Annotated in this window: 16 protein-coding genes and 1 pseudogene; 7 read left to right on the top strand and 10 right to left on the bottom strand. The window is 58.9% G+C overall.

Annotated elements, in window-relative coordinates; all coding sequences use genetic code 11:
- Positions 1-122: 122 nt before the first annotated feature.
- From ACVWYZ_RS11045 to uvrA, 3 genes are all read right to left on the bottom strand, one after another.
- Complete coding sequence (locus tag ACVWYZ_RS11045; protein ID WP_457467077.1) at positions 123-1,418, bottom strand: FAD-dependent oxidoreductase; 1,296 nt, start codon at positions 1,416-1,418, stop codon at positions 123-125.
- Between the two features lie 353 nt (positions 1,419-1,771).
- The gene (locus tag ACVWYZ_RS11050) at positions 1,772-4,000 is read right to left on the bottom strand and encodes a WD40 repeat domain-containing serine/threonine-protein kinase (RefSeq protein ID WP_457467078.1); all 2,229 of its coding nucleotides are present in this window, start codon (positions 3,998-4,000) and stop codon (positions 1,772-1,774) included.
- 137 nt (positions 4,001-4,137) lie between these two features.
- Positions 4,138-7,038: an excinuclease ABC subunit UvrA gene (uvrA, locus tag ACVWYZ_RS11055; RefSeq protein WP_457467079.1), complete on the bottom strand. Its 2,901-nt coding sequence runs from the start codon at positions 7,036-7,038 to the stop codon at positions 4,138-4,140.
- Between the two features lie 183 nt (positions 7,039-7,221).
- Between uvrA and ACVWYZ_RS11060 the strand changes: the two genes are divergently transcribed.
- Both ACVWYZ_RS11060 and ACVWYZ_RS11065 read left to right on the top strand, forming a co-directional pair.
- Entirely contained in the window at positions 7,222-9,594 is a 2,373-nt protein-coding gene (locus ACVWYZ_RS11060; RefSeq protein WP_457467080.1) for a transglutaminase TgpA family protein, read from the top strand.
- Positions 9,595-9,818: 224 nt separating this feature from the next.
- Complete coding sequence (locus ACVWYZ_RS11065; protein ID WP_457467081.1) at positions 9,819-11,168, top strand: alkaline phosphatase; 1,350 nt, start codon at positions 9,819-9,821, stop codon at positions 11,166-11,168.
- 85 nt (positions 11,169-11,253) lie between these two features.
- On the opposite strand, the gene ACVWYZ_RS11070 is transcribed toward ACVWYZ_RS11065, so the two are convergent.
- Together ACVWYZ_RS11070 and ACVWYZ_RS11075 are read right to left on the bottom strand one after the other, a co-directional pair.
- Positions 11,254-12,729, bottom strand: a complete 1,476-nt coding sequence (locus ACVWYZ_RS11070) for a cryptochrome/photolyase family protein (protein ID WP_457467082.1) — start codon at positions 12,727-12,729, stop codon at positions 11,254-11,256.
- A gap of 122 nt (positions 12,730-12,851) precedes the next feature.
- A complete protein-coding gene (locus tag ACVWYZ_RS11075) occupies positions 12,852-13,067 on the bottom strand; it encodes a hypothetical protein (protein WP_238376842.1) in 216 nt (71 codons plus the stop codon).
- 191 nt (positions 13,068-13,258) lie between these two features.
- Here ACVWYZ_RS11075 and rbfA point away from each other — a divergent pair, with 191 nt between their 5' ends.
- The 5 genes and pseudogenes from rbfA to ACVWYZ_RS11100 all read left to right on the top strand — a co-directional run bounded on the left by rbfA (position 13,259) and on the right by ACVWYZ_RS11100 (position 17,461).
- On the top strand, positions 13,259-13,693 hold the full coding sequence (gene rbfA / locus ACVWYZ_RS11080; RefSeq protein ID WP_414382476.1) for a 30S ribosome-binding factor RbfA: 435 nt from the start codon (positions 13,259-13,261) through the stop codon (positions 13,691-13,693).
- A gap of 621 nt (positions 13,694-14,314) precedes the next feature.
- Complete coding sequence (locus ACVWYZ_RS11085; RefSeq protein ID WP_457467083.1) at positions 14,315-15,526, top strand: RNA-guided endonuclease InsQ/TnpB family protein; 1,212 nt, start codon at positions 14,315-14,317, stop codon at positions 15,524-15,526.
- A 148-nt stretch (positions 15,527-15,674) separates the two neighbouring features.
- Positions 15,675-16,523, top strand: coding sequence for a pseudouridine synthase (locus tag ACVWYZ_RS11090; protein WP_457467084.1), 849 nt, complete (start codon positions 15,675-15,677; stop codon positions 16,521-16,523).
- A 68-nt stretch (positions 16,524-16,591) separates the two neighbouring features.
- Positions 16,592-16,801: pseudogene (locus tag ACVWYZ_RS11095) on the top strand (helix-turn-helix domain-containing protein); the annotation flags it as partial.
- The gene (locus tag ACVWYZ_RS11100) at positions 16,799-17,461 is read left to right on the top strand and encodes a DUF4115 domain-containing protein (protein ID WP_457467104.1); all 663 of its coding nucleotides are present in this window, start codon (positions 16,799-16,801) and stop codon (positions 17,459-17,461) included. The pseudogene ACVWYZ_RS11095 and the gene ACVWYZ_RS11100, both read left to right, overlap by 3 nt.
- A gap of 16 nt (positions 17,462-17,477) precedes the next feature.
- Here ACVWYZ_RS11100 and ACVWYZ_RS11105 read toward each other — a convergent pair whose 3' ends face one another.
- The 5 genes from ACVWYZ_RS11105 to ACVWYZ_RS11125 form a co-directional block, all read right to left on the bottom strand.
- On the bottom strand, positions 17,478-18,167 hold the full coding sequence (locus ACVWYZ_RS11105) for a phosphoribosylanthranilate isomerase (RefSeq protein ID WP_457467085.1): 690 nt from the start codon (positions 18,165-18,167) through the stop codon (positions 17,478-17,480).
- Positions 18,168-18,229: 62 nt separating this feature from the next.
- Positions 18,230-19,300, bottom strand: a complete 1,071-nt coding sequence (locus tag ACVWYZ_RS11110) for an LOG family protein (protein ID WP_457467086.1) — start codon at positions 19,298-19,300, stop codon at positions 18,230-18,232.
- Positions 19,301-19,414: 114 nt separating this feature from the next.
- The gene (gene trxA / locus ACVWYZ_RS11115) at positions 19,415-19,798 is read right to left on the bottom strand and encodes a thioredoxin (protein WP_255344546.1); all 384 of its coding nucleotides are present in this window, start codon (positions 19,796-19,798) and stop codon (positions 19,415-19,417) included.
- 629 nt (positions 19,799-20,427) lie between these two features.
- Positions 20,428-21,123, bottom strand: a complete 696-nt coding sequence (locus tag ACVWYZ_RS11120) for an NUDIX hydrolase (RefSeq protein WP_457467105.1) — start codon at positions 21,121-21,123, stop codon at positions 20,428-20,430.
- Between the two features lie 212 nt (positions 21,124-21,335).
- A complete protein-coding gene (locus ACVWYZ_RS11125; RefSeq protein ID WP_457467087.1) occupies positions 21,336-22,571 on the bottom strand; it encodes an ABC transporter ATP-binding protein in 1,236 nt (411 codons plus the stop codon).
- Positions 22,572-22,623 lie beyond the last annotated feature (52 nt).

Consider the following 22,623-nt stretch of genomic DNA (forward strand, 5'->3'; position numbering starts at 1 on the left):
TCTTCTGCCATTTGTTTTCATCTAAAAAAACCAACTTCATCCTCTTTCCTCTATAAATTATTCTCTCTATCCTAACATAAGATCAACACGACCTAAGAAAGTCTGTATTGCTTTGTACAGATCTAGGCGGATTTTTGGAGGATCCACGCCGCTGCCTGCTCGCCGCTGCGGAGAGCCCCCTCGAGGCTGCTCTGGTGGGTGTATTCCCCGGCCCAAAGGAGGCCCGGCAGGCCGCTAAAGGTGGGAACCAGATGCTGCTGAAAGCCGGGGGGTTGTACAAACTGGGCAAAAGGGATCCGGTATACCCGCAACAGGCGAAATTGCTCTAGGGGAGCTTTCGGGAAGTAAGTTTGCAGCTCGGCCCGGCAGGCTTGGGCCAGTTCCTCGTCACCTAAGGGGGGATCCCCCAGCACCACCACAGAGTACAGGTGTTGGCCGGGGGGAGCCAGTGCCGGGCTGATGTGGGTGAGCTGAACCCAATGGTTGATCCAGCCCTGGCCGGTGGCGTTGAGGTGCAAATAGCCACCACGAGTGAGGGAAAAGGGGGCGCAGAAGTAGAGGCAGGTCACCGCTCGCCCCTGGGTGGGAATGGGGGTGGGGGCTTGAGGGCACAGCTCCGCCTGCCAGGCCCGTGCCTGAGGGGCATCAGTAGCACAAACTACCCACTCGGCAGGGATCTCTTCACCCTTGGCGGTGCGGATCCCGCACACTTTCCCGTCTTCTGCCAGGATGCACTCCACCGGGGTTTGGTAGCGAATCTGTTCGGGGGACAGGTGACCGGCCAGTTGTCGGGCCAGTTCTCCCATGCCCAAGGCCGGGGTGACAATGGATCCCTCGGCCATCATCTTGAAATAAAAGGCAAAGAGGCGGGCGCTACTGCCCAGATCCGGATCTAGAAGGATCCCGCGGAAAAAGGGGTAGAAAAAGTGCTGGCAGATCTGTTGGGAAAAGCCGTACTGCTCCAGAAACTCCCGCAGCGAGCAATCGGATCCCCCTAGCCCTTCTTGAAAAACCTGCTCCGGGCTGCGGCGCGCCAGCTCGGATCGCAATTGCAGCACCTTGAGCTTGTCCCCAAAGCTGGCCAAGGGGTTGAGCAAAGAGGGGAGAAGGCTGGACAGATCCCGTAGGGGATCCCCCAACAGCCAGCAGCGACCGGGTTGAGCCAAAATAGCGCCGGGCCGGTAGGGACGGGGATCGAGCTTGCCCAGATCCAAATGCTGTCGCACTTTGGGATAGGCGGTGAACAGCACCTGAAAACCGCGATCCAGGCGAAAGCCATCCACCTTGTCGGTACGCACCCGCCCCCCAGGGCCGTCGCTTTTTTCCAGAACCAGGACATCCCTCCACCCCGCCTGGCTCAGCACTTTGGCGCAAGCCAAGCCGGCCAGCCCCGCCCCAATGATGACAACTTTGCCCATGCTGATACATTTACGCTGAACACTGCTGAACATCACTGTTCAACTATGCAGCGATAGCATTCTGTTTGTTTCCATTCGCGTTAGCGGGACGGAGTCCAAACAGAATGGCGGTATCCCGCAAAGCTTTGAGTAGAATACCCAAAGCGCAGTTTCCGTGTCGTCTTACTACCAATTTTCTGCTTTGCTTTGGCTACCATGTTGGCAGACTCGAAAGTAAACAGAAAGATCAACTGGTAGTAATCCGTACTGAACATATTATACATTATTTTCAGTATAGTTGAGCTTATTATTGACTAGAGTCATGCTCTGCCGGGATCCCTTCTTCGTCGAGTATTTTATCTGCTTGGATCCCACTAGGGCTGAGCTGGGTCGGCTGGCCCCCAAATGCGAATTGAGCCATCGGCGCCACCACTGAGAAGGGTCTGCCCATATCGCTGCGCGACGCTTCCGCGACCGGGGCCAAACAGCAAGACGCTCACCATCCAAGTCTGGCCGCCCAGGGTGCGCAACTGTTCTCCGCTGCGCAGATCCCAGAGCTTGATCTGGTGAGCGCGGTAATCGGTGCCGCTGGCGAGCAAGCGGCCATCGGAGCTGAGGGCAAGGGCGGCCAAGCCGGCAAACGGCTGCGGCAAGGTACGCTCTAGGGCTCCCACGCCCAGGTTCCAGACCAAGATGCCACCGGTACTGCCGGCAAGCAAATAGCGGCCATCTGGGCTCAGAAGCACCTGCTCGATGGGGTAGTCGGCCTTTAGGGTTTCCAGCAAGGCCCCGCTGCCAGGATCCCAAAGGTGAACGGTGGGATCTCCATTGGCGGCCACCAAGATCCAAGGGGGGATCCCTTCAGATTGGTGGGAAGTATTCATACGGGTAGGTCTTGGGCCAAAGGCCACTGCTGTAATGCCAGCCCTCTGAGGGGTCTCCTGGGCGGCAGCAGTGGGAGGCGCCAGGGTGCGGATCAACTGGCCGTTGTCGGCCTGCCAAAGGCGGATGGTGCGGTCGGCGCTGCCACTGGCAATCCAACGACCATCGGGGCTAATGGCGACACTGTTGATCAACCCGGTGTGCCCTTGCAACTGCAGCCGCGCCAGCACATCCCCAGGCGAGAGAGCCGGATCCCCCAGGGTCGCCAGATCCCAGACCCGTACCGTCTTGTCTGCCCCCCCACTCACCAAAAAGGTACCATCTGGGCTGATGGCCAGTGCCTCAACGGATCCCTCGTGGCCTGCCCAGCTCTGGAGCAGTTGGCCAGCCTGGGGATCCCAAAGCCGGATCACGCCGTCGTCTCCCCCGGCAGCAAGGAGATTTCCATCCGGGCTGATGGCCAGAGCAGTGACGGCGACAGGGCCTTCCAGCGTAGCCTTGAGCTGCAAAGACTTGGCCCAGTCTGCCGGGTCGTTATCGCTACGCGACGCTTCCGCGACCGTGACGGCGGTGGGGACGGAGGCATGAGAACCGTTCTCGCGAGTGGGACGGAGTCCCAGGCCGTTGCGCTTTGCCGGGCCAGAGGATCCCGTTCTCGTGAGGGGGACAGAATCCTTGGGCTCCCCCCGCAGGTCAAGGTTCGCCCTCATCTGCCATACCCCTGCCACCGTCAACGCCAGCAAAGCCGCCAAGCTGCCCCCTGCCCAAACCGGTGGGATCCGGGGACGCGCCCGCAGCGATACCGGAGAACGCGGTGGGGTGGTTGGCTCCTGTAAGGGCTCGGCGGCGACAGGGCTGGGCTGGGACAGGAGTTCGGCGGCAGGGGGGCTCTCGGCGGGGGGCAAAGCCTGCAAAGCGGCCAGAGCTGCTGTTGCTGAAGGAAAGCACTGTTGTGGGTTGCAGCTCACCAAACGATCCAGAAAAGCAGCAAAAGGAGCGCTAGTAGAGGCCAGATCGTGCCAGCGCAACTCCCCCGTCAACGGATCGCGAAACAACTTCTGGGGCGGGATCCCGCAGAGGGCCTGCAGGGCGATCAGCCCAAGAGCATGGAGGTCGCCGCAACGCCTGGAGCCAGGAGGGTTCTCGGAGCCAGAGCCGGAAAAGGCCCCAACTCCCCACCCCAACAACACCCATCGGCCATCCGGCTGACGGTAGATCAAGCGAGAGGGCTGCAGGTTGCAGCAGCTCACCCCTTCCCCATTCAGGAAGGCCAAGGTTTGTAGCACATCTTGCAACAAGGCTCGTACCTCAGCCTCTGTCCAGTCGTGCCCCCAATGGCAGTGCATTTGGCGGGACGGAGTCGTTAGCTGGCCCCTCTCGGTTGCGTTACCTAGCAATAGGGCTTGTTCCAGGGTGGGCCCTTCAACCCATTCTTCCACCCAATAAAACTCCCCCTCTTGCTCAAAGCAGGCCAACAGGCGGGTAATACCTTCGTGGGATCCCAAGTGTTCCCGCAGGGCCGCTTCTTGTTGAAAGAGATGCCGCAGCGAGGCGGAGTCCTCACCCCGTTCGCGGTGCAGAGCACTTTGGCCGGGCTGCCAGCGCCTGATCACCACCCGAAGCCGCTCAGGGTGATGGCCATCTTGTGCCAAGTAGGTCTGTCCGCTGGATCCCAGTGCTTCCAAGATCTGATAGCGGCCACCCAGGGTCTGCCCTACCATGGGGAGAGTGCGAACCTTTTCCTTCCGACCCATCATGCCATAGCGACGTGAGACTCAGGCTAACCGTTCGCGGTGCGGAGCACTTTGGGCCGCTTTCGGTCAACTCTCTCCCTGAAGTTGAGAGCAGGCTGAGTTGCTCAGCGACCTGGAGGATGTTGTTGCAAAACCTGCTTCAAATATCGCCCTGTATGGGATCCGGGGTGCTCAGCCACCTGTTCTGGAGTGCCAACGGCGATGATCTGGCCGCCGCGGTCGCCGCCCTCTGGCCCCAAGTCAATAATCCAATCAGCACAGCGGAGAATGTCCAGGTTATGCTCGATCACCAGCACGGTGTTGCCTGTATCCACCAGCCGTTGCAGGACGTTCAAGAGCTTGTGGACATCGTAAAAAGACAAGCCGGTGGAAGGCTCATCCAACAGATAGAGGGTTTTGCCGGTGGAGCGGCGGGCCAGTTCTGCGGCCAACTTGACCCGTTGCGCTTCCCCACCGGAGAGGGTCGGGGCTGGCTGGCCCAGCTTGATGTAATCGAGGCCCACATCGGCCAGAGTCTGCAGGATCTTGGCGGCGGGGGGCAGAGCCGAGAAAAAATCCAGCGCCTCCCCCACCGTCATATCCAGGACTTCGGCGATGTTTTTGCCCTTGTACTTGACCTGGAGGGTCTCGCGGCTGTAGCGCTTGCCGCCGCAGACTTCGCAGGTAACATACACATCGGGCAGGAAATTCATCTCAATCACGTTCACCCCTTGCCCTTTGCAGGCTTCGCAGCGCCCTCCCTTGACGTTGAAGGAGAAGTGGCCAGCTTGATAGCCTCTGGCTTTGGCGTCCCGAGTCTGGGCAAAGGCTTGGCGGATGGGATCAAACAGACCCGTGTAGGTGGCAGGGTTGGAGCGAGGAGTGCGGCCAATGGGGGATTGGTCGATGACAATAACCTTGTCGATGTGTTCAATGCCGTGTAACTCCCCCATTTCCGCCGGCTTGGGCACCTTCTGGCCAAGGTAGTGCTGCAGGGCAGGGTAGAGCAACTCGTTGACCAAGGTGGACTTGCCGGAGCCGGAGACCCCCGTAACACAGACTAGTTTGCCGAGCGGGATCTCCACATCGATGTGCTTGAGGTTGTTTTTGTGGGCATTGGTGAGCTTGAGGGCAACCCCTTTCCCCGGTCGGCGCTGGGCAGGGGTAGGGATCCGCCTCCGCCCCGAAAGGTAAGCTCCGGTCATGGAGCGATCGCAGGCCAGGATGTTGGCTAGAGACCCTTGGGCCACCACTTCTCCCCCGTGAATGCCAGCTCCAGGGCCGATGTCCACGATGTGGTCGGCGGCGCGGATGGTTTCTTCGTCGTGTTCCACCACGATTAGGGTGTTGCCCAGATCCCGTAGGCGAAACAGGGTCTGCAAAAGGCGGTGGTTATCCCGTTGGTGCAAGCCAATGGAGGGTTCGTCTAGCACGTAGAGCACGCCCGTCAGGCCAGAGCCAATCTGGCTAGCCAGCCGGATCCGCTGCGCTTCACCCCCCGAAAGGGTCATGGCCGGGCGGGCCAAGGTGAGGTAGTCAAGGCCCACATCGATTAAAAACTGCAGCCGGGTTTTGATCTCCCGCAGCACCAGCTCGGCAATCTGCGCCTGGCGAGGGGTGAGCTTCAAATGCTCTAAGCGGTGTAGGCACTCCCGGATAGAGACCTCGGTGAGATCGGTGATACGGTAGCCGCCGACGCGCACTGCCAGGGCCTCAGGGCGAAGGCGAGCCCCCCCACAGGCCGCACAGGGGCGGTAGGTGAGGTAGGTTTCCAGCTTTTGCCGGTAGGTCTCGGAGGTGGTTTCTTGGTAGTGCCGCTGCAACTGCGGGATCACCCCTTCGTAGCGACGGTAGTAGCCCCGGCCCCGGTAGGGGGATTCTGCCTCAACGTAGATCTCCTGGTCGGTGCCGTAGAGGAGGATTTGCTGCTGCTCGGGCGTGAGGTCGCACCAGCGGCTGCTGAGGTCAAAGCCAAAGGCCCTGGCGACCCCTGCCAGCAACGCCAGGTAGTAGGGGTTCTCCCGCTCGGCCCAAGGTGCGATGGCCGCGTAGAGGGGAAGTTTGGGATCGGGCACAATGCGGTCGGGGTCGAAGATGGGCTCAAAGCCCAAGCCGTGACAGACAGGACAGGCGCCAACGGGCGAGTTGAAGGAAAATAGCCGCGGCGACAGCTCGCTCAGCACCGAGCCATGTTCGGGGCAGGCAAATTGCTCAGAGAAGATCAGCTCCGTCGGCTTGCCGTTGAGGTACTGCCCCGCCACCTCGGCTACTTTTTGCAACAGATGTTCCCGCTCCTCCTCGCGGGGCAAGAGCTCCACTACCGCCAGTCCCCCCGACTGGCGCAGACAGGTGGTCAGGGAATCGGCCAGCCGCTCTGCCATGTCGGGGCCCTTGACCAGCCGATCCACCACCACCTCGATAGTGTGGGTCTTGTTTTTGTCCAAGGTGATCTCTTCGCTGAGATCCCATACCTGGCCGTCGATGCGCACGCGCACAAACCCTTGCTGGCGCAAGCTTTGCAACAGGTTGGCATGGGTGCCCCTTTTCCCCTTCACCACCGGCGAGAGCAACTGAAACCGCGTCCGATCCGGCAGAGCCATGATCTGATCCACAATTTGATCCACCGTCTGGGGGGCGATCACCCGGTTGCAATGGGGGCAGTGCGGGATCCCAGCTCGCCCATACAGAAGCCGCAGGTAGTCGTAGATTTCGGTAACGGTGCCAACCGTCGAGCGGGGGTTGTGGCTGGTGGACTTTTGATCGATGGAGATGGCCGGACTCAGCCCTTCGATGCGATCCACATCCGGCTTATCCAGTTGCCCCAAAAACTGCCGCGCATAGGCACTGAGGGATTCCACATAGCGCCGCTGCCCTTCGGCAAAAATGGTGTCAAAGGCCAAAGAAGATTTGCCAGAGCCGGAGACGCCGGTGAACACCACCAGGCGATCCCGCGGGATCCGCAGGTTGACATTTTTGAGGTTGTGCTGCCGCGCCCCCACCACATGAATTTCGTTTTGGCTGGACATCTCACCACCTTTTCGCGCAGCGTGTCACAGGCATCCCGTCGAGACCGGCGAGTAACAAAATCTTAACGATTCTTAGTTAACGATTCTAATGCTCTTCGCTTTGTCCAAAAGGGGATCCCAGGGAGGGCAAACCGGTAGCAAAAAAGACTTGGCTATGCTGGAAAGGATTGAATCCCAAGGGCCATGACCTGGACACTGCCATCCGTTCAAAAGGTGTTTGTTTACCTGTTGGTGGGGATTGCCTTCACGGCTCTTTGTCTGGGGGATCAGGCTCTGTCGCCACCGGTCATTGCCGTTTGCTTGGCCGCAGGGGCCTGCAGTTGGTTTTGGGAGCCGCCAAGGATTGCTTTTGCCCGCTATGCCCCCCTGTGGATGCCCCTGACGGTGGCGGTGTTGCTCAGCCTGCTGGCTTTGGTCATCTCCGGGATCCTTGCCTTTTCCGATGGGGCCATTGGCTTGGTGCTTTACCTAACGGGGGCCAAGCTGTTTCAGCGGGAACGGGCGGCGGATCACATCCAGTTGGCGGTGCTGTCTCTGCTGCTGATGGCCATTGCCACCCTGTTCAACGAAGACATCAGCTTTGGGCTGCTGTTTTTGCTGTACGTGGGGGTAGGGCTAATCAACCTCACCCTTTACCACCTGCGCCTGCAAGCAGAGCAGCACCCGCAGGCAGCCAGCCAAACCCGTGGCATCAACCTCAACTTTTTGGGCTTTCTCGGATCCCTGGCTTTGCTGGCGGTGATCCTGTCCGTGGCTTTGTTTTTCTTGTTCCCGCGGGTCAGTTTAGGAGTTCTGGGTCGCCAGGCCCGCTCGCCGGTGATGACCACTGGCTTTGCCGAGGAAGTCAGCCTGGGAGCATTCGGCACCCTCAAAACCGATAACACCGTTGTCATGCGGGTGGAATTTCCGGCAGGGGTGCCGCCCCGTGTGGAGTCCCTCTACTGGCGCGGGATCAGCTTCGATCGCTACGATGGACGGGCCTGGTCGCGAACGCTAGACCGCTTCATCCCCATTTTCCCCAACGCAGCAGGGGTATTTGATCTCTCTGCCTCCAGCTTGATCCCCACTGCTCCCGACCTGCTGCTTCTCCCCTTGGAGCAGCTTATCTATCTGGAGCCGCTGGTCACCAACACCGTTTTTGGGGTGGCCCCGCTGGTGGAGATGGAATGGCTGGAGCGGGGCGGAGCAGCGACGGTGCAACAAGCTTGGCAACGGCAGAATCGCCGCCTCATCCTGAGCGAGACCGGAGATGTTGGCCATTCTCTGCCTCGGCAGGTGCCCCATCTTTACCGCGCCCGGAGCCGGATCTCAAGGGAGTTAAGCCCGCGCTTGCGCCGGCTAGGCCACGCGGAGCTGTTCAGTGCTCTCGACCCAGTCCAACAGGCAGCCTATCTGCAGTTGCCAGCAGACCTGGATCCGCGCATTCCCGCCTTGGCTGAAGACGTTACCGCTGGGATCCCCGATGTCTTTGGCAAGGTGACGGCTTTGCAGAACTACCTGCTGGAGAACTACGCCTATACCACCGATCTGCCGGATCCCGGCCCTGAACCGCCTTTGGAAGCCTTTCTGTTCACCCATCGGCGGGGCCACTGCGAATATTTCGCCACAGCCCTGACGATACTGGCCCGCAGCATTGGCATCCCGGCCCGGATGGTGAATGGCTTTTTGGGCGGGCGCTGGGTGGCGCAGGAAAATTATCTGGCAGTACGCAATGCCGACGCCCATTCCTGGACGGAGATCCCCTTTGGCTCCTACGGGTGGATCATTTTCGATGCCACACCGGCAGAGGCCAATGTCAGCCGGCGGGAAACCTGGTGGGATCCCCTTCAAGATTTCTACGACAGCTTGCGCTTCCGCTGGTTTAAGTACGTCATCCAGTACGACCTATCCACCCAGCGGCAGATCTGGCGGCAGATCCAGGAGCTGGCCAGCCGCGTAACTGCTCCCCAGGAGCTGGAGGATGTCATCACTGCCTTCCGTCGTAGCCTGGTGGGTTGGGGGCAAACGCTGCAGCAGAATGGCCTGCCGGTGTTGGGGGTGGTGGTGATCACCGGCTCTACGGCCTATTGGGGCCGCCGCCGCCGCTATCAGGCCGTGCGCTGGCAGGATGGGGGGTGGATTCTCCTAGCCACTGCCGCCAATGGGGTGGTGATGGGATCCCTGTGGCAGCCTCCGCCCCCCTGGCCCACCTGGATGGTTGGCCTCTTGCTACCGAGTCTGGCCTTTGCTGGGATGCGCTGGATCCCGGCGGCTCTACCCAAGTCGCAGCAGCGCCGCCAGCTTATCTCAAGGCTTTATCTGCAACTGCGGGATCTGGCGACGGCGGTGGGGATCCCAGCCCACCTAGGCCCTGAGGCCTGCCTGGAACACTTGCGCCACTCCGACTTACCACAAGCCCAGTTGGCCATCCGGTTCTTGGAGCGCTACCTGGAGGTGCGCTTCGGTGGGATCCCGCTGGAAGCCGGGGAACTGCAGCGTTGGCAACACCACCTTAGACAGCTTAGGCGGTCCTGGCAGGCCAAGAGTTCGACGCCTGCTCCCAAAAGAACAGCTTGACTGGAAGACGGCTATAAAGCTCTACGAGAAGCCTTGACGTTATGAGGCAGTTAAGAGATAGTTAACTCTAGGTATAGACCTCGCAACCTGCCCCGGCCAAGTAGGAGACCTGAGAGGCGGATTGTCGCTGCAGGTAAGTTCTGCAGGAGCATTTGTGCGCGCTCTTGCTAACTGTTCAAGGCTGTGTTACTTTCCTTGACGTTCAGCTTTGAACGAGCAGGAGGGTGCTGGCTATGCGTAGCTATTCTTTGAGGGCGGCTTTGGCTGCAACTTTGTGTCTGCTGTCCTCGTCAGTTTTTTCCTCTAGTGTGGCTCAAGCGGCGCCTAAGCCAACCGGCAACGGTGCAATCTTCTTTCACCCAGATGGAACCTCAGCTTCCCACTGGGACATCACACGCATTCTCCACTACGGCCCCGATGGCTTTCTGAACTGGGATCGTCTTCCCGTGATTACCACCTATCGCGGGCACCATTTCGACCAGCTTGGGGGAACTTCCAACGCCGGAGCGGTGACCCATGCCACAGGAACTCGTGCCCACGCCAAGAGCTTTGGGTTGGATCCGGACGGCAAGGAGTATCCTTCTGCCAACGGCACCCTGAACACGATCATGGAAGATGCTGTGGCGGCAGGCTTGGGTACGGCTCTGGTGCAAACGGGATCCATCATTGAGCCGGGGACGGCTGCCTTCGTTGCCAAAGCTGCCAAGCGCAGCGACTATGAGGAGATTGCCCTGCAGGTGGTGGAGTCAGGGGTAGACATCATCCTCGGCGCTGGCGAGGAATGGCTGCTGCCGGAAGGTGTCCAGGGCCGCTTTGGCCAAGGGAAGCGCAAGGATGGCCGCAACCTGATTGAGGAGGCCAAGAAAAAGGGGTACGCCGTTGTCTACACCCGCGACGAGCTGCTCAAGCTGCCGGCAGATGTCTCCAAGGTTTTGGGGGTGTTCAACGTCGAGGACACCTTCTACGACAAGCCTGAAGAAGAGTTGCGGAAAGAAAACTTGCCCAACTACATCGCCAGCGCCCCCACCATTGCCGAGATGACCGAATTTGCCCTGGCGCGGATCTCCCGCAATCCTAAGGGCTTCTTCGCCGTCATCGAAGAAGAGGGCACCGACAACATGTGCAATAACCTCAATGCCTCTGGCTGCCTGGAGGCTATGAAGCGGGCCGACGATGCCATCGGGGTGATTCTCAACTTTATCGAGAAGAATCCCAAGACCTTCATGATCACCACCAGCGACAGCAATGCCGGTGGCATGCAGTTGGTGGATGTCGAGTCCGCCGAGGAGCCGCTGCCCCCTACTGACCCCGAAGGCAGTGGTGCCCCCATTGACGGGGTTGACGGCACCGGTAGCAAGCCGTTCATTTCCGCTCCCGACAAAAATGGCAAGCGCTTTCCCTTTGCCGTGGCTTGGGCCAGTAAGGATGACGTGGGCAGCGGCGTCATCGCTCGCGCTGCGGGCTTGAATGCCCAAGAGCTGGTGCCGACCACCGGGATCCTGAACACGGACATTTATCGGATTCTCTACTTCGTGCTCTTCGGGGAGCGCATCCCCAGCGAGCTGAAGCCCTAGTGCTGCAGTTACCTGCTTTGGACGGGCATTTGCCTTAAGCTCTGGTAGCCACGGGGGATCCATTGGATCCCCTTTTTTTACGAGACTACACAACGCTTGGATTTCTATGATCGTTTGATCGTTGAACAGACTTGGAGTACCCCTGCTGCACCGCCTGGTAGCGCCGTTTGAACTCCTGCTGCTGCACCTTGTGATCCACGATGGGATCCGGATAGCCACAACTTCGCCGTTCCCGCAAAGCCCAGGCTCCCTTGGGGTCATCTCCCACCCACAGCAGAGCAGGCGTATCCAGCCCTGCCAGCTCCGGCAGATAGCGGCGGATGTACTCTCCTTCCGGGTCATAGCGGGCCGCTTGGTTGGCCGGGTTGAAAATGCGCAGGGGCTTGGGATCCGTTCCCACACCGGCGCTCCACTGCCAACCGCCGTTATTGGCCGCCAGATCCCCATCCACCAGCTTTTGCATAAAGTAGCGTTCTCCCCAGCGCCAATCGATGAGCAGATCCTTGGTTAAAAAGCTGGCTACAATCATGCGGCAGCGGTTGTGCATCCAGCCGGTTTCGTTCAGTTGGCGCATGGCCGCATCCACAATGGGGTATCCCGTCTGCCCCGCACACCAAGCCTGAAACCAGTCCTGCCGATTGTCCCACTCCAGTGCATCAAAGGCTCGTCGATAGGCTCCGGTTTCCACGTGGGGCCAGTGGGCCAAGACATGCTTGTAAAACTCTCGCCAGCACAGCTCCTGCCGCCAAGTTTGCAAGCTGCTTTCGGCTTCTTCGCTGCGCACCTCGGCCTCTACTTCTCGCGTGGCCTGCCAAACCTGGCGAATGCCGAGGGTTCCCCAACACAAGTGGGGGCTGAGCAGAGAGGTGCCCTGTTCAGCCGGGAAATCGCGGGATCGCTCATAGTCTAAAATGCGCAACCCCTGACAAAAGTCTTCCAAAAGGGCCTGAGCTGCTGCTTCCCCCGCTGCCGGGATCCGCTGGTCGCAGACAAAGCCCAAATCTGCCAAAGTCGGTAGAGGCTGCGCTTTTAGTCCCGATACCGGCTGCAGACCCTCGGGGGTTGGGTAGGGATCCCGCTTGGGCAAGCTCGCCCACCTGCGCCAGAAGGGAGTGAAGACCGAATAGGGCTCCCCCGCCTGGGTCAACACTTCCCCCGGCCCGTGCAGCAGCATATCTTGGTAGGAGAAGGACTGGATCCCGGCTGCGGCCAAACTGGCCTGCACTCGACTCTCTTGCTGTAGGGCGAACGGCTCCCCATCGGCATTCCAAAACACGGCCCTGGCTCCCAGGTCTGTGGCCAAGCACCGCAACTCCACCGAGGGATCCCCCAGCCGCCAGATCAGTGGGATCCCCATCTGGGCGTAGCGCTCTTGGAGCTCTTGCAGAGCCTGAAGCAAAAAGGCCACCCTAGCTGGGGCCATGTCCGACCGTCTCAGCATCTGCGGGTCGAAAATGAAGACAGGCACCACCTGAGAGCTGCGCTGGGCTGCCTCATGAAGAGCTGTGTTGTCCCCTAACCGCAGATCGCGACGATGCCAAAGCAAAACGGGGGAAGTCATAGGCTGCCAAGCAATGGGATCCCATCTTGGCCGGTTTCCACCGCCTCTTTCAACTCACTCCCCCCAAGGCTGGGAGCCGGGGCGGCCAGAAGCTACATTCTAAAGAACCTTGAAGAACCCTATCAAAGCTCTAGACTGTCGAACACCCGACTGGGACAATAGCGGCAGCGCTCCTCTGGCTTTTGCTGGCCATCGCTGTATCCCATCGCGTAAGCTGTATCCCCCAACATCACCACCAGCTGAGTCAGCTTCAGCGAGAGCAACGGGTCAAGCGGCTCCGTCACATTCAGCATGAACTGCTCAATGGAGCGCCGCAGCGCCTCTGGCGTCTTGATCATCACGTCTCCATCCATCCATCGATGGCTTTAGGTATTCATACTCAAGGCAAGATGGACATGGACTCAGGATAAAGGTGGAAGGAAGAGATGCTCGTAGCATTGGCTACTGTTCTTGGGATCGAGCCGGCAAGGGCTGAGCTCCACACCAGCCAGAGCAGGCTTGCGGATGATGTTAGCCTAGGTATCCAAAAATGGCGACAGCGCGACGAGTGGCACGGGTAGCAGAACTGATCAAACGAGAGGTCAGCCAAATCCTGCTCTCGGAGATCAAAGATGACCGGGTTGGGGCAGGGATGGTCAGCATTGTGGATGTCGAGGTTTCCAATGACCTGCAAAACGCCCGCATCTTCGTCAGCATTTATGGGGATGAGACAGCTCAACACCGAGCTATGGAAGGGCTAGCAGCGGCCACACCCTTTGTGCGGCGGGAAATCGGCCAGCGCCTCAGCCTGCGACGGGTGCCAACAGTGGTGTTTTTGCAGGATCGCTCTTTGGAGCGGGGATCCCGCGTTTTGGCCCTGCTCAACCAACTGAGACCGACCTTTGAGGCCAAGGCCCAGACTGGGGTTGAGGAACCGCTAGAGAACACCGCCGAGGGCGAAGAAAACCCATCGGGCGGTGAATAATTGCACCGATGGCTAAGCAGACCAGATAGAGAGGCCTTTGCTTTGCAGCAATGCGGACAACATGAAAGAAAGATTTTTTACCGTTCGTGTCGCGTAAGCGGGCCCTGAAGTTTTTGGATTTGTTAGGCTTAAGGGAGCTATACAGCCCTTCCCCCGATCGTCTATCCGTACAGGACTCCATGTCTGCGGCACGCTTGCGCAAACCAGAGCGCTCTGCTCCAATGGGCAGCGGCGTTGTTGTGGTCAACCTGCGAAAGGGCTGTAAGGTTGCTGTCCATGCCTTTCCTGCCTTTTCATGGATGTTCAAAGCCCACTGCAACCGGATCCCTCTCTAGGGGGTGCTACTCCACTCCAAGCTCTGCAGGCCCTAAACCAGAGTGTTGCCGAAGCTTTGGTTTCCTGCTTGAAAGGGCAACCCCAACAGGCCACTCAGCACCTTTTGCTGGCTCTGCCGCAGCTCATGGCGGCTCTGGGGGCCTTGAGGCAAAAATCTTCCCTTCGCGTGAGCGGGCCGGAGGCCTTGGCCGAGCCTGCAGGTTGCCCTTCAGCTAGAAATCGCAGGAGCCCCGCACTGTACCCGTAGGGTCAGTGCCGGGAGGAATGCGAGGTTACAATAGAACTATGACCCAAGTCCTGACCGTATCCTGCAAGCTCAAGGCGTCCCAGTCGCAGGCCGCCAAATTGGACGCGACTTTGGAGGCTTTTGGCCAAGCCTTGAACTGGGTCAACCAGAACACGCCGGAGAAAGTCGCCAACGCCGTTAAGCTCCAGTCTCTGTGCTACCGCGAAATCCGTGCCCGGTTCGGCTTATCCAGTAACTTGGCTCAGCAGGTCTGCAGGCGGCTGGCCGGCGCCCGTAAAGTTGCCCAACAGAAAAACCGCCCCGTCAAAGCGTTCAAGGGTGGCTTCGCTACCTACGACGCTCGTATCTTTTCGTTCCGCGAGAAAGACTGGACGGTGTCGCTGACCACGGTGGAGGGTCGGGAGCGCTTTGAGCTGGCGATTGGCCGCTACCAGAGAGAACGGCTGGCGGGCTCCAATCCCAAATCTGCCACTCTGGTCAAGCGTAAAGACGGCTCCTACTCTATTCAGATCTGTGTGGAAACGGAGCCATCCCCACCGCAACGCACGGGTAGAGTGCTGGGGGTGGACTTGGGAAGGACAGATATTGCCCATACGTCAGAGGGGGACAACTGGAATGGACAGCAGTTGAACCGAATCCGAGACCACTACTCCAAGCTGAGGGCGGTACTCCAACGCAAAGCCAGTAAGGGCACACGCAGTTCGCGGCGCAGATGCAGAGAACTGTTGCAACGGCTGTCTGGCAAGGAGAGACGTTTTCAGGCGTGGGTCAATCATCGCATCTCCAAAGCTATTGTCTCTAGGGCAAAGACCACAAACAGCGCTATTGCCCTGGAAGACCTGACAGGGATCCGGAAAAGAGTCAATCAACAGCCGCGCAGCAAAGCCGAGCGGCGCAGGGCCAACAGTTGGGCGTTCTACCAACTACGTCAGTTTCTGGAATACAAGGCGAGGGCTGCAGGGGTTTCTCTGATTCCTGTGCCGCCTGCTTACACGTCGCAGACCTGTCACCGGTGCTTACACATCCACCCTGAGCAGGGTAAGTCCTACCGCAGTGGCAAGTCGTTCAAGTGTGGACACTGTGGATGGGAAGGAGATGCGGATTTGAATGGTGCGAATGTGATTGCGCTTTTGGGGGCTGTCGTAAACCAGCCTAGAGGTTCAGGCCTGTTTTGTTCTCTGGTAGAGCAGAGCAGGCTCAGGGCTACTGAAAGCCCGCTCCGTACCACTTTAGCGGTCGGAGTCGGGTAGTTTACTCGGAGATGCTGCTGTTGCCCTCCAATTCTGCTGATTTGTCCGACCGGCTCTCCAACCCCGTTCACGTAAGCGGGCCGGAGGCCCCAGGCTCTGCCGCCTAGCACCCCCAGCTTCGGTTGCTGCTTTTGCTGTTCAAATCCCCATGGCAGAACCCCAACGGCTACAGAAGCTCTTGGCTCAGCAGGGATTGGCCTCGCGTCGCCAGGTGGAAGCCTGGATCCTGGCCGGGCGCGTTCGGGTCAATGGGAAAGTGGTCACTGAGCTGGGCTCCAAAGCCGACCCAGAGCGGGATTGCATCGAGGTGAATGGGCAAGTGATCCCTTTGGCCAAGGATCCGGCGCGCTATGTTTTGCTCCTGCACAAGCCAGTGGGGGTTTTGTCAACCTGTGCAGATCCTTGGGGACGCAAGACGGTGCTGGATCTGCTCCCCCCATCTTGGAAACGGCAAACCCGCCTCTACCCGGTGGGCCGGCTGGATGCGGACAGCAGTGGCGCTTTGCTGCTCACCAATGATGGCGACTTGACCTTGAAGCTGACCCATCCGCGCTATCATCTGCCCAAAACCTACCGGGTACAGGTACAAGGGCATCCGAGTCAGGCCACTCTGCAACATTGGCGAGACGGAGTAGACTTAGAGGGATACACCACTCTGCCGGCGGAGGTGGAGTTTTGTCCTGCCCCGGATTTCCGGCAAAGGGAGCATCCCAATTGCTCCTGGCTGAGGGTGGTGTTGTTTGAGGGACGCAACCGGCAAATTCGGCGGGTGGCGGAGCGTCTTGGGCATCCGGTGCTCAGCTTACATCGGGAAGCCATTGGCCCACTGGGCTTGGGCAACCTGAAAGCAGGCCAGTTCCGCCAGTTGGATCCCCATGAGCTCCAAGCTTTGCTGGCCCCTCTCACCGGGCACAGCAGCTTATCCTCGCAAGGACTCCGTCCCGCTTACGCGATCGGGAAGCGCCCTCTAAGGCCTCCGGCCCGCTCACGCGATTAGCTCGTCAGAGCCTCTAACTGAGTGCAAACTCTCACAGTAGCCTCCTTTCTTCCGCAGGTGGCCAAATGATGCAAGAGCCAGCACACTCTTTAGAAGCCCTGGGATCCCTGTTGCGGCAAACACGGGAGGCACGGGGACTGACGTTGACAGAAGTAGCTAACGATACCTTCATTCGCTGCCAATATCTGCAGGCGCTGGAGGAAGCTGACTTGAGCCGGTTACCGGAGCCGGTGTATGTGCAAGGGTTTCTCAAGCGCTATGCCGACTATTTGGGGTTGGATGGCGAAACCCTCTCTCGGCGTGCCTCTCCGCTTTTATCGGCCAAAACCCCCCGCGCGCCAGCTCCTCTTGCTGTTGTCGGCCAGCAACCTGCCTTTGCCCTGCGCCCTCTCCACCTTTGGGCTGCTTATGTGGTGCTGATTGTGCTGACGGTGGGGGGATTATCAGCTCTTTTGGAGGGCACAGGCAATCCTTTTGGGCGTTGGCTGGTGAGCCTGCCAACAGTTGGCCGGGAAGGCTCCGGCCAGCAACCGCCTGCTGCCAACTCCCCGGATCCCACTCTGTCGGCAGCTCAGCCCACGGCCCGCCAACTGTTTCCCACCCTCGACCAATGGACGCGCATTCAGGGCGTCTTCCCCGAGGTCTTGGAAGCTCACTCAGGGGGGGCGGGGCGCAAGCCGGTGCGTCTGGATATTCGCGTGGTGGAGCGCCCTTCCTGGTTGCGGGTCATCGCCGATGGGCAAACGGTTTTTGAGGCCACCTTACAACCGGGGGCCGAGTTGAATTGGGAAGCGGAGCAGTCAATCGTGTTGCGTACCGGCAATGCGGGCGGTGTGTTGGTGACCTTTAACGACCGGGAGCTTGGAGTGATGGGCCGATTTGGGGAAGTGAAAGAGCTGATGTTCGAGCCGGGGTTGGATATTCGGTCGCTGCAGTAGGAACCCAGCCAAATGATCATCCCGTTGCGCTTGGCGTTATCGGCGGCAGAGTAGGAGCAATCTCCCACCCTTGGGAGCCAAGCTGCTGCAGCAGGTGCCGGACTTTGTCGATGTCTTTATCGCCTGGCCGACGTTCCACACCACTGGAGAGGTCGATGCCGCTTGGCTGCAGGTGGCTGAGCGCCTGCAGAACATTGTCCGGGTTCAGCCCACCAGCCAGTAGCCAAGGCAAGGGCAGGGAGCGGTGGGCAAGTTCTGACCAATTCAGAGTTCGCCCCGTTCCACCCGCCTGTTGGGGGTGATAAGCATCCAAAAGCAGCATCTCCACACAGTCTCGGTAGAGATTGGCCACTTCCAGATCTTGCGGCTGGCGGACGCGCAGGGCCTTGATGCGGCGGATCCCGGGAAGCCATTTCCCCAATTGCTGACAATCCTGCGGGGATTCTTGGCCATGCAACTGGACAGCCGTGAGGCCCACCGTTTCCACCCAGGCGGCGATGGCGCGGGGATCCTGATCCAGGAAGACCCCCACCTTTTCCACAGGGCCGGGCAGGGATCCCACCCAACGGGCCATTTCCGAGAGGGGCAAATAGCGGGGTGTATTGGGCACCGCAATAAACCCAAGGGCACTCACCCCCAGCGCGGCGATGGCCTCCGCCTGATCCTGACGGGTGATGCCGCAGATTTTGACAAACAACCGGCCCATTGGGAGCACCACCAAAACAATTGGCTGCTGGTTCTTGGATGGTTCTGAGAGCGCTGATACATCTACTTTTGTTCAGGGCGCATTTGCAGAGGATCCGGCTGTTCCGGGTGAAGCTTGTTGATCCGGCGCACCATTTGCCATAGCCGTCCAAAGTTGCGCTGGTTGAAGTGCATCACCAGCCGTGGCAGATGGGCAATATCTTCCTCGGCTTCCTCCGGCAAGGCCCCAGTTTGCTCGATCCGGCCCGAATCGAGAATATCGGCAAACTCTTCGTTTAAGATGTCTAGAGCTTCCGGTGAAAGTTTGGTGTTCAAGCGCAAAACCAGGAGCTCTCGCACGTAGCGATTGCTGTGAAAGACGCGATAAAAATCGACAATCTGCTGACAGGCATCTCCCACATCGTCGGTTAGGGTGTAGAGGAAGAGATCTTCTGGGCTGATCAAGCCGCGACCAAGCAGGTGCTCCCGCACGTATTCGTCCCATTCTTTCCAGTAGCAGCCACCTGTTCTGTCCACCAGCACCAAGGGCATGAGCTTGGTTTTGCCGGTTTGCATCAGGGTTAGGCATTCAAAGGCTTCATCCTGAGTGCCGAAACCGCCGGGAAAAAGCACCAGCGCGTCGGTTTCTTTAACAAAAAAGAGCTTGCGGGAAAAGAAATACTTGAAGTTGATAACCCGATCGCTGGCAGCAATGACGGGATTGGCCATTTGCTCGAAGGGAAGCTGGATGTTGAGCCCAAAAGAGTTCTCCAGCCCTGCCCCTCGATTGCCGGCTTCCATGATGCCGCTGCCGCCCCCCGTCATCACCATGAATCCCCGTTGACTGATGCAGTGGGCAAACAACTGGGCCTGGCGATATTCGGGACTTTCTGGCCCTAGCCGTGCCGACCCGAAAACGGTGATCTTGCGTTGATGAGCGTAGTTTTGGAAGGCGGCAAACCCCTGCTCCAGATCCTCAAGAGTAGCCGCCAAGATCTTGGCATCTAAACGGCTCAGCTCCAGGGATCCCATGCGCTGCAGCGACTGCAAAATACGCAGCCAGGCCGTCCGGTTGGGATGATACTCCAACTGCTTTAGGCGGGTCTCAGCGTTGGAAAAAACTTCTTGCAGAAGGGAAGAAACGGAATCGGTCAAGCTGGGATCCTAAAGTTCTCTGGAATTACTTTAATCAGTTCTCGGCACAAAATGGCAGCTGGGTTCTAATCCAGAACCCAAAAGTTACATTCTGAAACACCCAAGGCATAGCCCTCAGGCTTCGGCAGGTGTGTCGAAGTGCTTTTCCAAAATCGTGGTTAGAGTTGCCTTGGGTACGGCGCCAACCACCACATCCACTTTCTGGCCGCCCTTGAACAACATCAGGGTGGGAATGCTGCGAATACCGTACTGGCTGGCAGTTTGAGGGTTCTCGTCGGTGTTGATTTTTACAACCTTAACTTTGCCAACATACTGCTCAGCTATCTCCTGAACCACAGGAGCCACCATCCGACAGGGGCCACACCAAGGTGCCCAAAAATCAACCAGAACTGGAATATCGCTGCGCAGCACCTCTGCCTCAAAGGTAGCATCAGCGATATCTATTGCTGCAGACATGCTTGGAGAACTCCTGAAACAACACCTGTCATGGTCTCTGATCTTAGCACAGCCCCCAAGCTGCTGGTGACCTCAGCCTGTTCCATTGCTACTACACGGAGCGTTCGCCAAAGGAACTGTCCCTTGGGATCCCGGCCTGAGACCTTCGCTCAGCCAACCGCAGCGCTAGGCAGTTTGGGGACGGCACCGAAAGCATCTGAGCCGTGCTGAAGCAGGCTTCTACGGCATCCATCAAAAGATTTGTCTTGGCAAGGTTCCCGGGATAGTTGAGTGCGTCATGACCAGGCTGCTCCTATCCTATATGGTCACTTTGATTCAAACTAGGACACTGCACCCACACCTAAAACCTTGGTCGCGTCAGCGTTGCGGAGCAATAATGCAAAGGGCTAGAAAGCTTTTCTCAGTAGCCTAGGCGTCTCACCCTAACCTGAAACGACTGTAGTCATTTTAACGAGGAATGAAACTGTTCCATTGGAAGAGGGGTTGAGGATAGTTGTGGAAGCGACGCGGAGTAGTTGGGAAGTGTCTCAGCCTAACTTGAAATGACCATGATCAAGGCATAAACCTTTGTCTAGGTGGTCATGTATGGAACTCCCTTTGAATAAAAGCCAATCTATACCAACCGATCTGGCCAGCTTGGCCTTGGCGAGCCGGGATCCCTCAGACGGCCTTCAGACAAACACCATCGGCTTATGACGGATTTTCTCGAAAGCAGCCGCATCAAAACGGTAGAGGGTTGCCGGTCTGCCTGTTCCTTGGGAACTTTTCTGGCCGGTATCTTGCAAGATACCCAGTTTCAGTAGGCGGGCGCGAAAATTGGAGTAGTCGGAGAACCCCTCGCCCAAAACGGTGCCGTAGAGCTGGTAGACCTCCCCTAGCGTGAAGGTGGCGGGCAAAATGTCAAAGGCAATCGGACTGTACTCCAACTTGGCGCAGAGGCGACGGCGGGCATAGCGGCAAATCTCTTCGTGGTCAAAGGCCAAGGGGGGAATCTGGTCGGCGGGATACCAGGCAATGCCCTCCACTCCGTCCGCCAGCAATTCAGCATCCTGGAACCGCACTAGGGCAAAGTAGCTGACCGACAGGTAGCGCACCCCATAGGCATCCTCGGCCTCGCGGGGATCCCGCTCCGGCCCCCCAAAGGTGTAGAGCTGCTCCAGATAGAGGTTCCTAACACGAATCTTCTCGGCCAAGATGCGATAAGCCGCTGCTTCCAAGGATTCTGAGCGCCGCACCAGCGTTCCCGGCAGAGCCCAGCAACCGCGGAAGGGATCCTCCCGCCGCCGCACCAGCAGCACCAGAAGGCGATTCTGCTCGGTATCGATGGAGAAAATGACCGCATCCACGCCCACCCGGAACTCCGCCATGGCGATCCGGTTCTCCGATGTGCCTGCCACGATGCGGGATCCCTGCATAGCTTGGCATCGAATCCTCCACCAACAGCCTACCCAGTTTGTCGCTCCAGAGGGAGCCGCCGGCATGAACCACCGTCTTGCCGGTCTAAGCCTTGTCTGGGGCAAGGGCTTGCGTGTTCTGGGGGGAAGATGCGTTGCCGAGGGTGTGCAAAAGAACCTCGATGTCAGGCAACACTTTTGCCTTTTGCCCGATTTGGCTCTTTTTCAGCCACAGATGGCCCCTCAGAGAGGGGAAACAGCCGACCTTGTCTGACAGCGATCTGAACCCGCGTGCCCACAGGCAGAGCTTCCCGCGCCAGAGCGTGCAGTTCTTTGCCGGTCTCTGTGATCAGGCAATAGCGGTACTCTCGTCCCAAAAACTGCCGATCCCGAATGACAATGCCTCCCTGAGGATCAGGGTGCAAATGCAACTCCTCCTGGCGAACCATCAACTCTGCGCAGCGTAAACCGGGGTCGGGCTGATTCCTCAAAGCCTGGAATGGGATGTGCAGCAACTCTTCAGCCTGCCAACCCAACTCCCGCCGCTCGCAGCGGAGAAAGTTGGCTTGGGTAATGAACTCTGCCACAAAGCGGGTAGCCGGCTCCCGATAGACCTCCTCCGGGGATCCCCATTGCTCAATACGGCCTTCCCGCATCACCGCCACCCAGTCGGAAAGGCAGAGAGCCTCCTCTTGGTCGTGGGTGACAAAAATGGCCGAGGTCTGGGTTTGCTTGAGGATTTTGCGGATTTCTTCCCGCAGGTAGTAGCGCACCTGCACATCCAAATTGCTCAGGGGCTCATCCAACAGAATTAAGCTGGGCTTGGGGGCCAAAGCCCGCGCCAAAGCCACTCGCTGCTGTTGCCCACCCGAAAGCTCGTGGGGATAACGATGGGTGTAGTCTTCCAGGCCCACCAACCGCAACACCTCGTAAGCTCGTTCGCGCGCCTGCTGAGACGGATTTGGCAACTCGGCCAGGGGAGAGCGAGGGTCGCTGCGCAACGCTGACGCGGTCACACCGGTGAACCGTAGGCCATTCACGACAGTGGGCCGTAGGCCAAACATCACATTCGCCAACACATCCAAGTGGGGAAAAAGGGCAAAATCTTGAAACACCAACCCCACTCCCCGTCGCTCCGGTGGGATCCACTGCCCCTCCCCGGCCACAACCTGCCCCCCCAGGAGGATCCGCCCGCTATCCGGCTGCTCAAATCCGGCAATGGTGCGCAATAAGGTGGTTTTCCCACAGCCCGATGGGCCCACAATGCCGAGGATGTCTCCTTGGGGCAGGCGAAACTCAACTTCCCGCAAAACCAACTGCCGCTGGCCGGGAAACCCCTTGCTGATGCCCTCGAGCTGAAGGATGTAGGAGGGATCCTCGCGCACGGCAGTGGGACTTGGAGAAAACAAGAACTCAGCCATGACGGTTGTTGTTGCAAAAGATTTTCACTATTTTTACCACACTACCATGTCC

The organism is Thermostichus sp. MS-CIW-37 (genome assembly GCF_054060065.1).